The sequence below is a fragment of the Phascolarctobacterium succinatutens genome (genome assembly GCF_958453765.1).
In the GTDB taxonomy this organism is placed as follows: Bacteria; Bacillota; Negativicutes; order Acidaminococcales; family Acidaminococcaceae; genus Phascolarctobacterium_A; species Phascolarctobacterium_A succinatutens_B.
This window is the reverse complement of record NZ_CAUDZA010000008.1, coordinates 25,152-36,959: the sequence shown is the minus strand read 5'-3', so window position 1 is coordinate 36,959 and position 11,808 is coordinate 25,152. Positions and strand designations below refer to the sequence as shown.

Below are 11,808 nucleotides of genomic sequence, written 5' to 3'. Positions count from 1 at the left end.
ATAGCAAAAGGCGGTGAGCAGCATGCGCAAACAAAAAAGCAACAAGCTGAGAATTATTCATCTGCTGTTATTGGCAGCGCTTCTGCTGCTGACAGCAAAGCTGATTTATGCCCAGGTGCGGGGAGGCGATAGCATGGGACGTATAGAATGGACGGGTATGCAATTATACAGAAACGGCTCGAATTATGATTATAGCTATAATTATGCGCTGCGTTTGGATGCTAAAAGCGGGCAGATGCTTTATGACTGCAGCTTTAAGGCTCCGGCAAATCTAAATGACGAAATCTGGCGCTGTGAGCTGGAGAGCGTGCCCGTGACGCGCGAGGAGCTTGCGCCTCTTGATGCGCTTATCCAAGGACTGCCGCTGGCACCGCCCAAGGAACCTGAGCCGGTAGATGATGATTTGCTTGTCTGTGATGAAACCATGGAGATTTTTGATGTGTGTATCGCCAACTATAAAGATAGAAGCGTCAAGAAGCTGACGGCGCCTTTGAGCGGGGAGCAAAGAGAGGAGCTGCAAAAGCAGTTTCTGCAGCTTTACCTGAAGGCTAAGGACAGAGCTCCGCTTCGCAATTAAGGTTTAACAAAGGCGGTGAACGGTATGCACAGTAAATTATGGAAAATCACCAAAATGCTGCTGGCGATGCTTGTACTGCTGACAGTTAATATAGGTTGTGCGCCGGTACAAGGAGAAGATAAGATGAGACACGTAGAATGGTCTGCCTTTTATATGAACCGGAACCATCAGTTCCGCACCCTGTGCTACAGGTTTGAGGTTAATTATGATCCCTTTAAGGAAGGGCAGGGTACCTTCAGCTGCTTTTTTGTCGATAAAAAGGGCGGGAATTGCCTGCTGTCGTCGGCAGAGGTGACAAGTGAGGATTTGGCAGAGCTAGATGCTTTTATCCAAAAACTGCCGCTTACGGAGCAGAAGCAAAAGCAGGCTGAGAAGCTGTTTGCGCATGATGCGACGACAACAGAGTTTTATATTGCTCTTGGCAGCTATAAAAATAAAAACAGACGCAAGGTAAAGCCGCAGCTAAGCAGTATGCAGCAGGATGAGGCAATGGATATTTTAAAAAGGCTGTATACTAAGGTTAGCAAGCGAGAAGGGAAATAGCGCCAGATGTTTTGAGTTTAGAGAACCGCCGTGAGGCGGTTCTTTTTATGTTTGTGTGTATGGATGCTATACGAAGAGAAAGGCTCTCCTTGGGGGAGAGCTGTCGCCAGTAGGGCGACTGAGAGGGGTTGTGCTTATGCATATATTTTATTTTGTTGAACCCCTCTCCGTCATCGCTGCGCGATGCCACCCGCCCCAGGGCGCCTTCTCTTGCCCTACGGGCAATTCACCTTGTCTCCCCGAGGAGAGGCTTTATTGTTTTGCTGTCTAATATTTTAAAAGCCGCTTTTTCCTAAAAATATCCCCGCAATCGCTGACGAAGCGCCTTACTCAGTGTACTTTGCTCAGTAAATGTGTTATAATAAAACAGGTTATTTGTAAAAATAAAACGAGTTTTTATAGGATGGTGAAAAAATGAAAGTTTCTGCTGAAGACGTAAAGCATATCGCACAGCTTTCCCGTTTGACTGTTCCTGCTTCTGAAATGGAAGTATTCACCGAACAGTTCAACCAGATTCTTAACTATGCCGACATTCTTGAAAAAATTGATACCGCTGGTATCGAACCTACCCCGTATGTACTGCCGGTAAGCAATGTACTGCGTGAGGACGTTGTCAAAGAAGGCGTATCCCACGAGGAAGCATTGAAGAACGCTCCTGCTGTTCACAATGACGGCTTTAAGGTACCGCGCGTAATCGAATAAGAAGGAGGCAAACGCTGTGGATTTGTATAAACTTACTGCGCACGAGCTGCATGAAAAGCTCGTCAACAAAGAAGTAAGCTCCGTCGAATTAACTAACGCTGTTATTGCGCGTGTCGACGCAGTTGAAGACCAGGTTAACGCTTACGTAACCCTGGATAAAGAAAACGCTCTGGCACAGGCTGCCAAGGTTGATGCCAAGATTGCCGCAGGCGAGAAAATCGCTCCGCTGGCAGGTATCCCTGGCGCAATCAAAGATAATATTTCTACCAAAGGCCTGCGCACTACCTGTTCCTCCAAAATGCTGGAGAACTTCATTCCCGTATATGACGCACATGTTATCAAAAACCTGCGCGCTGACGAAACCATTTTCTTGGGCAAAACCAACCTGGATGAATTTGCTATGGGCTCCACCACCAAGACCTCTCATTTTGGTGTAACCCACAACCCCTGGAACCTGGACCGTGTTCCCGGCGGCTCCTCCGGCGGCAGCGCTGCTGCTATCGCTGCAGGCGAAGCTATCTGGACTCTGGGCTCCGATACCGGCGGATCTATCCGTCAGCCGGCATCCTTCAACGGCTGCGTTGGTATTAAGCCGACCTACGGCCGTGTATCCCGTTACGGCTGCGTAGCATTCGCATCCTCTCTGGACCAGATCGGACCTATCACTAAAGACGTAACCGACGCTGCTCTGGTACTCAACACTATCTGCGGTAAGGACGAGATGGACTCCACCTCTCTTGACGTAGAGGTTCCCGACTTCACCAAAGCACTGGTAAATGACGTTAAAGGCCTGCGCATCGGTCTGCCGAAGGAATACTTCGGTGAAGGCGTTGATGCTAAGGTTAAGGCTGAGATCATGAAGGCCGTTGAAAAATATAAAGAGCTGGGCGCTGAAATCGTTGAGGTTTCCCTGCCGCATACCGAATATGCTGTAATCACCTATTACATCATTGCTCCTGCTGAGGCTTCCGCTAACCTGGCACGCTTCGACGGCGTTCGCTACGGTTATCGCAATGTAGATGCAACCTCCGCACCGGAAATGACCACTATGAGCCGCACCGAAGGCTTCGGCCAGGAAGTACGCCGCCGTATTATGCTGGGCACCTACGTACTGAGCAGCGGTTACTATGACGCATACTACAACAAGGCTATGCAGGTTCGTACCCTCATCCGCCGCGACTTTGAAGCTGCGTTTGAAAAATGCGACGTGCTGCTGACTCCGACCTCTCCGGTTCCTGCTTACGGCATCAACGATAAGATGGATCCGCTGACCATGTACATGCTGGACGTAACCACTATTCCGGTAAATATGGCTGGTCTGCCGGGTATTTCCATTCCTTGCGGCTTTGCTGATGACGGCATGCCTATCGGTATGCAGCTGATCGGCAAGGTTCTGGACGAAGCAACCATTCTGCGTGCTGCTTATACCTTTGAACAGGCAACCGAATATCATAAAGTATTCGCACCGCTGGGAGGTAACAAATAATGACTAAATATATTACCGTTATCGGCCTGGAAGTTCATGCCGAGCTGAAAACCAAAACTAAAGCATTCTGCAGCTGCTCCACTGCCTTCGGCAGCCTGCCCAACACCCATGTATGCCCGGTTTGCCTGGGTATGCCCGGTGCACTGCCTGTACTGAACAAGCAGGTTGTTGATTTCGCTATCAAAGCTGGCCTGGCGCTGAACTGCGATATCCAGAAATACAACAAATTCGACCGTAAAAACTACTTCTATCCTGACCTGTCCAAGAACTATCAGATTTCCCAATTTGATAAGCCTATCTGCTTGGGCGGTCATATCGACATCGTTGTAGATGGCGAGCATAAACGTATCGGCGTTACCCGTATCCACATGGAAGAGGATGCAGGCAAGCTGAACCACAGCGGCGCAACCATCAGCACATCCGATTCCTCCGCAGTTGACTACAACCGTGCAGGTGTACCGCTGATTGAGATTGTATCCGAGCCGGATATGCGCAGTGCTGCTGAAGCTCGTGCTTACATGGAAAACCTGAAAGCAATTCTGGAATATACCGATGTCTGCGACTGCAAAATGCAGGAAGGCAGCCTGCGCTGCGACGCTAACATCTCCATCATGCCCGAAGGCGCTAAGGAATTCGGTACCCGTGCCGAAATTAAAAACCTGAACTCCTTCCGTGCTCTGGAGCGCGCTATCAACTATGAAGTTGAACGCCAAAAAGAGGTTCTGGAAGATGGCGGCCACGTTGTTCAGGAAACCCGTACCTGGGATGAAGCTAACGGCGTAACCCTGTCCATGCGTTCTAAGGAAGAAGCACATGACTACCGTTACTTCCCTGAGCCTGACCTCGTTCCGGTACAGCTGGACGATGCCTGGATTGAGCGTATCCGTGAAACTCTGCCGGAGCTGCCGGCTCAACGTCAGGCACGCCTGATGAGCGAGCATGGTCTGCCTGAATATGATGCTTCCCAGATCGTTTCCACCAAGGCTATGGCTGAATACTTTGATGAAGCAGTTAAGACCGCTAAGGACAGCAAAGCAGTTTCCAACTGGCTGCTGGGCGATGTATCTGCTTACATGAACAACGAAGGCATTACCATTGCCGATTTCAAGGTAACCCCTGCACACTTAGCAGAGCTGGTTAACCTGATTAAAGACGGCGTGCTGTCCAGCAAGCTGGCTAAAAAGGTATTTGCCGAAATGCTCAAAGAGGACGAAGCTCCGAAGGCTCTCGTTAAGAAGCTCGGTCTGGAGCAGGTTAGTGATGAAGGCGCTATCCTTAAGCTGGTTGAAGAAACCATTGCTGAGAACCCGCAATCCGTTGCTGACTACAAGGCCGGTAAGGATAAAGCTATCGGCTTCCTCGTTGGCCAGATCATGAAAAAATCTCGCGGCAAGGCTAACCCGGGCATGGTTACTAAAATGCTCAAAGAAAAAATGCAATAAGGCAACTGTCCATAAAGCACCATCTGCTTCGTTGAGTGCGAATCGGATGTGTGCAACGGCATGAGCTGTATGCGTAATTTTAAGGCTCCCCGTCTGAACGGCAACGTTCAGGAGGGGAGCCTTTTTGAGTGCTGTCGAATAACTTTTTCAAGGGACTTTTGCAAAGCGCATCGGATAGGCGAGGGGAGCGCACATGTTTAGCGCTATCGTTTTGCCTGCTTGCGCACGAGTTCCTCAAAAATTTACACATAGCTTGCGCAAACGCTGTATAATATTCTTGTAAAGCAAATGAGGAGGTTTTTGTTATGACTATGAAAAAAATTAACGCCTTTGAGCAGGGCGAAGCAATTTTAAAGACTCTGTCCAAGGGTGCGTTTTTGAACACTGCTGCCGAAGGCAAGCAGAACACCATGACAATCGGCTGGGGCAGCCTGGGCTTTAAGTGGGGACAGCCGACCTTCACCGTTATGGTGCGCCAAAGCCGTTATACCAAGGAGCTGATTGACGCTAACCCGGAATTTACCGTGAGCTTCCCGGTAAAAGAGGGCTTTGCTCAGGCACTCGGTCTTTGCGGCAGCAAGTCCGGGCGTGATCTGGACAAGTTTGCTGCTGCAGGCTTGACTACGGAAGCAGGCGAGACTGTCAGCGTTCCTGTTATCAAGGGCTGTGGCCTGCACTTGGAATGCAAAATTGTAGAACACTACACCATGGCGGAGGATAAGTTCGACAAGGAGCTGGGCGAAAAATGGTATGCCAACAAGGATTGGCACACCTGCTACACCGGTGTCATTACTGCAGCTTACGTAGAAGAATAACAGGCGAAGAACTGTAACAAACGCAAAAGCAGCTGTCGCAATGCGGCAGCTGCTTTTAATATGCGCGTCAACGTGCGTTGCCACGCAAAAAGTGGTCGGTAATTATTCTTGCTGCTTCCTTGTCTGTCATATCAGCAGCAATATCGTCGCTTTGGTTAAAGATGCTCATGGCTACACCGAAGAAAACAAACTTAGTGGTAATCTCCGGTACCGTGTCTTCTTTAAGCAAATTGTCCTGCATTGCCTGCTCGATAAGCTTGGCTAAAATATCATATTCATCATGCAGGATTTTGTGATAACGCAGGATGCGTTCAATCGTTTCCTCACTCAATTTTATAGAATTATAGCGGGGAACAACCTTAAAGCCGTCACCGTCAGGCTTAACTCTGCAGCCATTGGTGCCGCCGAGCATTTCAAAGCAGATAATTTGCCACAGAGTACTGTTGGCAACGTAAAAATGCACCATTACTTCAAAATATTTTTTGAGCTTCTCCTCAAAGCTGTCGACGCTGTTGACAGCCTGATGCAGTTCCTCCAAAAAAGGTGCATTTTTATCGGCAACCGACTTGTAGAAAAGGTGCTCCTTATTGCCGAAGTATTTATAGACAGTTCCCTTGCCTACGTCAGCCAGGGCTATTATTTCATCGAGCGTGGCTTTTTCATAGCCATGCTGCGAAAAAACTTCTTCCGCTGCCTGCAAAATTCTTATATCCTTAGGTAATGACGTGTCTATTGCCACTATGAAACCTCCAACTATCCTAAATAGGAAATTTTTTCGTACATTTATTACATTAATTATACCTTTTTATGCGGATAATTGCTAGTGAAGTTTACATGTTTTATTAGCCGGAATTTTACGTTTCGTGACAAAATAAAAAACCCGCTCGCCGCGGGCATTTTTATTTCGCGTAACTGCTGTCCGGCCCCTCAGCCGTCAGTGCTTTGTGCTTTTAGCATTTCCAAAAGTCCCCTCAATTGGCCGCTTCCACGAACCACCTTCTCTGTTTTTACGGTGGCGATACGTTACGCGATTAAGCACTATTTTATTTACGGATTCTCTTACACTAATGTATTATATCTGTAGTGATCGGAGAAACAAAAAACAACAACGGAAACAGACAGCTTGCGCTGTTCCAACTCCGTTGTTGTTTATGGTGAAATTATACAACCAATGTCCATGGTTGTAAACAATTTTTTTGTAAAGAGCGTTAAAATTTTCCTGAGCCTGTTGCTACTGCAACAAAAGTTACAGTTTTAAAGCATTTTCAGAATTAAAAGTCAAACTTTTGACCTGTCAGCAGTTCATATGCTTCGATGTATTTGCCGATGGTTTTGTCGATAACATCCTGCGGCAGCTCGTAGCCTGCATCCGGGTTAGCGCTCAGCCAGTCGCGGACAAATTGCTTATCATAGGAGGGCTGGCCTTGGCCAACCTTGTAGCCTTCCAACGGCCAGAAGCGGGAGCAGTCCGGGGTAATCATTTCGTCACCCAGTACAACCTCGCCGTTTTCATCCAGACCAAATTCAAATTTGGTATCGGCAATGATGATGCCACGCTCCAGAGCATAGGCAGCACATTTTTTGTAGATAGCAATAGTGTAGTCACGCAGCTTCAGAGCATATTCTTTGCCACGGCCCGGATACAGTTTTTCCAGGATTTCGATGCTTTGCTCTACGCTGATGTTTTCGTCATGGTCACCGATTTCAGCCTTGGTGCTGGGGGTGAAGATGGGCTCAGCCAGCTTTTGGGATTCCTGCAGGCCTTCGGGAAGCTTAATGCCGCAGATTTCGCCGGTTTTCTTGTAGCTTTCCCAACCGCTGCCGGTGATGTAGCCGCGAACGATGCATTCGATAGGCAGCATGTTCAGCTTTTTGCATTTCATGCTGTTGCCAGTGAATTCGGGTTTCTGGAAGAATTCGGGCATATCCTTGGTATCAACGGAAATCATATGGTTAGGAACGATGTCTTTAGTTAGATCAAACCAGAATTTGGAAATCTGAGTCAGCACAGTGCCTTTTTTCACAATCATGTTTTTCAGAATATGGTCAAATGCGGAAATACGGTCAGTGGCAACCATAATAATGCTGTCACCAACATCATACATCTCACGAACCTTGCCGGATTTAAACGGTTTGTACTCTTGCATTTTAATGCCTCCTAAAAATTTCTCAACAAGTAAATGCAGGCTCAGTGCCGGAATTTCTTGTCAGTGTTAACTTTGTTATATTTTATGGTAATATCATAGCACAGTCAGAGGAAAAAGTCGAACGTTTTTCATGTTTTAACAAATATTTTTCGGATTATTTTACATCTTGCGGCAAAAGGCCGTCCAAGCGCAGCATATCGGCAGTGACCAAAGGCTGTCCCAAACGTCTCCCCGGCACAAATGTACCATGGCAGTCGCTGCCGCCGCTGATAAGCAGACCGTGCTTTTGACAATGCTGCAGCAGGCGCTGCGTTCCTTCTTCCGAATGGTTGGAGTGGTAGCACTCAAAGCCGTCGAATTTCTCCGTCCGCAGGATGTCGAGCACACGCTCCAGTCCGGGGCCGTGAAAGCCGCTGGCGGCATGCGCGCACAGTGCTGCGCCGCCGGCAGCGTGAATTGCTGTGATTACCTCGCTGATGGCAGGAAACTCTGGAAAGCCCAAGTCATGCTCCGGCGTAAAGATGCGCTGAAAGAAATCGCTCACGCCCGTGCAAAGTCCCTTGTCAATCAAATAGGCGAGGGCACGCCAGCCGCCGCGACGTCTGTCGTAGGTATAACGGGCAAACTCCGCTTCATCGACAGGCCAGCCGTCGCGCGCCAGCAGGTGAATGCTGTCCACATCCTTCTGCTCCAGCAGTGCTTCGTTATGCTGCATTAATTCCAGCAGCTGTTTATTATGGATATCAATGCCATAGCCCAGAATATGAAACGACAAATCCTCCTTGGTGGAGCAGATTTCCGCCGCCGGCAGCAGCGTAATGCCTGCTGCCGCTGCCAACGTCATCGCTTCCGCAACGTTGGCTACGCTGTCATGGTCCGTTACGGCAATCAGTCCCAGCTGCTGCTTTTGCGCTTCGGCAATCAGCTCCGCCGGTGTCCAGGTGCCGTCTGAGGCCGTTGTATGTATATGTAAATCAGCTCTTACCGACAATATAAGCAGCTCCCTTCTATAGTATTACTGCTTTTTTGTGCAGTAATGATGTATTTTGTATACTTATAGAATAGTTTATCTTGCACAGCATGTCAACTGTCGGTAAAGATATTCTCTCATTGCACAATAGTACGCCAGATTTTTTTACAGTCTGTGCAATTTTGTAACAAGCGTAACACTTATTTGCATTTTAAGGGTATCAGTCCCTTTTATGAGTACGGATAATTTTCGTGTCTACTCTACAAATACATTACTCATTGTAGGCTTGACATCGTTTAACTTATGATATATACTATGAACATCGTTGTATACGGGAGTATAAATTAGGGGGAATTCATTATGTTTAGAAAATTTGCTGCGATTATCAATGAAGTCGCACTCATCAAGCAAATTGCCGTTGGTCTTGTCATCGGCATTCTGCTAGCACTTTATGTACCGCAAGCGGTACCTGTTGTTACTATCTTCGGTGACCTGTTTGTAAGAGCATTAAAGGGCGTTGCTCCGGTGCTGGTTTTCTTCTTGGTTATGAACGCTATGGCCAAAAAGAAAAGCGGCGGCGAAGCAAATATGAAGCCTATTATCGGTTTATATGTTGTAGGCACCTTCTTTGCATCCTTAGTTGGTGTAAGCCTGTCCTTCCTAGCACCTACCACTCTGCACCTGCAGGTTGCGGATGCTAAGCTCAACCCGCCCAGCGGTATCGTTGAGGTTCTGCATAACCTGATTCTGAGTGTTGTAGACAACCCGATTGCTGCTTTACTGCATGCCAACTACATCGGTATTCTGGCATGGGCTGTAGTCTTTGGACTGGCTATGAATCTGGCTGCCAACGAGCACACCAAAAACGCTTTGGACGATGTTGCTAAAGCTATCACCCTGGTTGTTAAATGGGTTATCCATTTCGCTCCTCTGGGCATCATGGGCCTGGTGGCAACCTCTATCAGCGACAGCGGTCTGTCCGCAATTTCCAGCTATGTACACCTGCTGGCAGTGCTCATCAGCTCCTACTTCCTGGTAGCGCTGGTTATGAACCCGTTGATCGTTTACTTCAACATCCGCCGCAATCCGTATCCGCTGGTTTGGGCAACCATCCGCGAATCCGGCGTATACGCTTTCTTTACCCGCAGCTCCGCTGCTAACATCCCTGTAAACATGGCTCTGTGCAAACGTCTGGGCCTGAATCCTGATACCTACGCAATTTCCATTCCGTTAGGCGCAACCATCAACATGGCCGGTGCTTCCATCACCATTTCCGTACTGGCGCTTGCTGCTGCCCATACTCTGGGCATTCATGTTGATATGCCGACAGCTCTCTTGCTGTGCATCGTTTCTACCGTTGGTGCCTGCGGTGCTTCCGGTGTTGCCGGCGGCTCCCTGCTGCTGATTCCGGTTGCCTGCGCTTCCTTTGGTATCAGCAATGATATTGCTATGCAGGTTGTTGGCGTTGGCTTCATCATCTCTGTACTGGAGGATGCTTGCGAAACTGCGCTCAACAGCTCCAGTGACGTTCTCTTTACCGCTACTGCAGAATTTGCAGAACGCGCTAAGGAAGGTACTTTGAAGGGCGAAGACCTGGTTCCGAGAGACAACATTTAATTTAACATAACAAATAAAACGGCCGCCGAAGCAAATGCTCCGGCGGCCGTTTTATTTTGAAAGGATGATGTTGGTTTTTATGTATTAGCCTTCAATGGCAATATATTTTTTGTCTTCAACTTTTTTAGGCTCAACCTTAGGAATAGTAACCTTCAGGATACCGTCTTCGAATTTAGCCTTGATATCTTCTTGGGTAACTGCTTCGCCGACATAGAAAGTTCTTGCACATTGACCGCTGTAACGTTCACGGCGGATGTAAACGCCTTTATCGTTCTTTTCGTCCTTGTCGAGGCCTTTGGCAGCGGTAATGGTCAGATAACCGTTTTCCAGTTTGGCGCTGACGTCCTCTTTTTTGAAGCCCGGCAGGTCGATATCCATTTCATAAGCGGTATCCGATTCCTTGATATCGGTTTTCATAACGTTCTGGGCATGTTTACCGTACAACGGATTGCGATGACCGAAGAACTCTTTTTCAAACGGAAAATCCATTAAATCATCAAATAAGCTTTCACCAAATACACTAGGCATCATCATAAGTCATTCCTCCAATTTTATTGCGCTTGTTGTAGTCATTTTAATGTTGATGCAGCAAGTATTGTTTTGATTGCCAACGCGGGATTTGTGCTTTGCGGGTGCTGCCCTTGCAGCTCCTGTAGCTCATTTCCTTTGTTGATTATGTTATACCACTATTTGTTAGCACTGTCAAGCGTTGAGTGCTAATTTCTGACGATTTCACAGAAATTACAAAAAGTGGGGGAGAGCCTCCTTCCGCCTCACTACGTTCGGCACCTTACAGATGGAAAGCAGTACTAAAGAGCCTCTCCTTGGGGAGAGGTGCCGAGCTTGTCGAGGCGGAGAGGGGATATGCTGAAAATAATGCTATTCGTAAGCATAACGATTGCAAGCAAATAATATTTGTGTACGAAATTTCTTCAATCTAAATTCAAATGTAAGCCTATAAACTGCAGTCCCCTCTCAGTCGCCCTGGCGGGCGCCAGCTCTCCCCAAGGAGAGCCTCATCTTTCTTTATTAAAGTCTCATCTGCTTGCGGCCCCCTTTCGCCTCACTACGTTCGGCACCTTACAAATGGAAAAGCAGTACTAAAGAGCCTCTCCTTGGGGAGAGGTGCCGAGCTTGTCGAGGCGGAGAGGGGATATGCTGAAAATAATGCTATTCGTAAGCATAACGATTGCAAGCAAATAATATTTGTGTACGAAATTTCTTCAATCTAAATTCAAATGTAAGCCTATAAACTGCAGTCCCCTCTCAGTCGCCCTAGCGGGCGCCAGCTCTCCCCGAGGAGAGCCTCATCTTTCTTTATTAAAGTCTCATCTGCTTGCGGCCCCCTTCCGCCTCACTACGTTCGGCACCTTCCCCAAGGGGCAGGCAAGACTAATAGCGTAGGTTTTTGAACAATATCTTGATTACTGGTGTTAAAATTTTCTCTCAAACCACCACGAAAATCAAAAAATTCCTAAAAATTTCCCCTCATCCTACCCGAATTTGCCA

Annotated in this window: 11 protein-coding genes; 7 read left to right on the top strand and 4 right to left on the bottom strand. The window is 47.8% G+C overall.

The window, feature by feature from the left end:
* Nucleotides 1–22 precede the first annotated feature (22 nt).
* From Q7Q81_RS04885 to Q7Q81_RS04860, 6 genes are all read left to right on the top strand, one after another.
* On the top strand, nt 23–577 hold the full coding sequence (locus Q7Q81_RS04885; RefSeq protein WP_293823753.1) for a hypothetical protein: 555 nt from the start codon (nt 23–25) through the stop codon (nt 575–577).
* Nucleotides 578–601: 24 nt separating this feature from the next.
* Complete coding sequence (locus Q7Q81_RS04880) at nt 602–1,120, top strand: hypothetical protein (protein ID WP_304274060.1); 519 nt, start codon at nt 602–604, stop codon at nt 1,118–1,120.
* Nucleotides 1,121–1,534: 414 nt separating this feature from the next.
* Complete coding sequence (gene gatC / locus Q7Q81_RS04875; protein ID WP_009145481.1) at nt 1,535–1,822, top strand: Asp-tRNA(Asn)/Glu-tRNA(Gln) amidotransferase subunit GatC; 288 nt, start codon at nt 1,535–1,537, stop codon at nt 1,820–1,822.
* Between the two features lie 16 nt (nt 1,823–1,838).
* Complete coding sequence (gene gatA, locus Q7Q81_RS04870) at nt 1,839–3,308, top strand: Asp-tRNA(Asn)/Glu-tRNA(Gln) amidotransferase subunit GatA (RefSeq protein ID WP_293808582.1); 1,470 nt, start codon at nt 1,839–1,841, stop codon at nt 3,306–3,308.
* Entirely contained in the window at nt 3,308–4,750 is a 1,443-nt protein-coding gene (gatB, locus tag Q7Q81_RS04865; protein WP_009145483.1) for an Asp-tRNA(Asn)/Glu-tRNA(Gln) amidotransferase subunit GatB, read from the top strand. Before gatA ends, gatB begins: the two co-directional genes overlap by 1 nt.
* Before the next feature lie 305 nt (nt 4,751–5,055).
* A complete protein-coding gene (locus Q7Q81_RS04860; protein ID WP_304274055.1) occupies nt 5,056–5,565 on the top strand; it encodes a flavin reductase family protein in 510 nt (169 codons plus the stop codon).
* 67 nt (nt 5,566–5,632) lie between these two features.
* Here the strand turns inward: Q7Q81_RS04860 and Q7Q81_RS04855 are convergent, their stop codons facing one another.
* The 3 genes from Q7Q81_RS04855 to Q7Q81_RS04845 all read right to left on the bottom strand — a co-directional run bounded on the left by Q7Q81_RS04855 (nt 5,633) and on the right by Q7Q81_RS04845 (nt 8,703).
* Nucleotides 5,633–6,304, bottom strand: coding sequence for a TetR/AcrR family transcriptional regulator (locus Q7Q81_RS04855; RefSeq protein ID WP_304274053.1), 672 nt, complete (start codon nt 6,302–6,304; stop codon nt 5,633–5,635).
* Between the two features lie 532 nt (nt 6,305–6,836).
* On the bottom strand, nt 6,837–7,712 hold the full coding sequence (locus Q7Q81_RS04850; protein WP_021721218.1) for a phosphoribosylaminoimidazolesuccinocarboxamide synthase: 876 nt from the start codon (nt 7,710–7,712) through the stop codon (nt 6,837–6,839).
* Between the two features lie 154 nt (nt 7,713–7,866).
* A complete protein-coding gene (locus Q7Q81_RS04845; RefSeq protein WP_304274051.1) occupies nt 7,867–8,703 on the bottom strand; it encodes a PHP domain-containing protein in 837 nt (278 codons plus the stop codon).
* A gap of 339 nt (nt 8,704–9,042) precedes the next feature.
* Between Q7Q81_RS04845 and sstT the strand changes: the two genes are divergently transcribed.
* The gene (sstT, locus tag Q7Q81_RS04840; RefSeq protein WP_304274049.1) at nt 9,043–10,299 is read left to right on the top strand and encodes a serine/threonine transporter SstT; all 1,257 of its coding nucleotides are present in this window, start codon (nt 9,043–9,045) and stop codon (nt 10,297–10,299) included.
* An 84-nt stretch (nt 10,300–10,383) separates the two neighbouring features.
* Here sstT and Q7Q81_RS04835 read toward each other — a convergent pair whose 3' ends face one another.
* Nucleotides 10,384–10,833, bottom strand: a complete 450-nt coding sequence (locus Q7Q81_RS04835) for an Hsp20/alpha crystallin family protein (RefSeq protein WP_009145490.1) — start codon at nt 10,831–10,833, stop codon at nt 10,384–10,386.
* Nucleotides 10,834–11,808 lie beyond the last annotated feature (975 nt).

Excerpts from the sequence above, each read along its gene's own strand:
- Q7Q81_RS04885 (WP_293823753.1), top strand. The coding sequence starts at position 23 with ATGCGCAAACAAAAAAGCAACAAGCTGAGAATTATTCATCTGCTGTTA.
- Q7Q81_RS04880 (WP_304274060.1), top strand. The coding sequence starts at position 602 with ATGCACAGTAAATTATGGAAAATCACCAAAATGCTGCTGGCGATGCTT.
- gatC (WP_009145481.1), top strand. The coding sequence starts at position 1,535 with ATGAAAGTTTCTGCTGAAGACGTAAAGCATATCGCACAGCTTTCCCGT.
- gatB (WP_009145483.1), top strand. The coding sequence starts at position 3,308 with ATGACTAAATATATTACCGTTATCGGCCTGGAAGTTCATGCCGAGCTG.
- Q7Q81_RS04860 (WP_304274055.1), top strand. The coding sequence starts at position 5,056 with ATGACTATGAAAAAAATTAACGCCTTTGAGCAGGGCGAAGCAATTTTA.
- Q7Q81_RS04850 (WP_021721218.1), bottom strand. The coding sequence starts at position 7,712 with ATGCAAGAGTACAAACCGTTTAAATCCGGCAAGGTTCGTGAGATGTAT.
- sstT (WP_304274049.1), top strand. The coding sequence starts at position 9,043 with ATGTTTAGAAAATTTGCTGCGATTATCAATGAAGTCGCACTCATCAAG.
- Q7Q81_RS04835 (WP_009145490.1), bottom strand. The coding sequence starts at position 10,833 with ATGATGATGCCTAGTGTATTTGGTGAAAGCTTATTTGATGATTTAATG.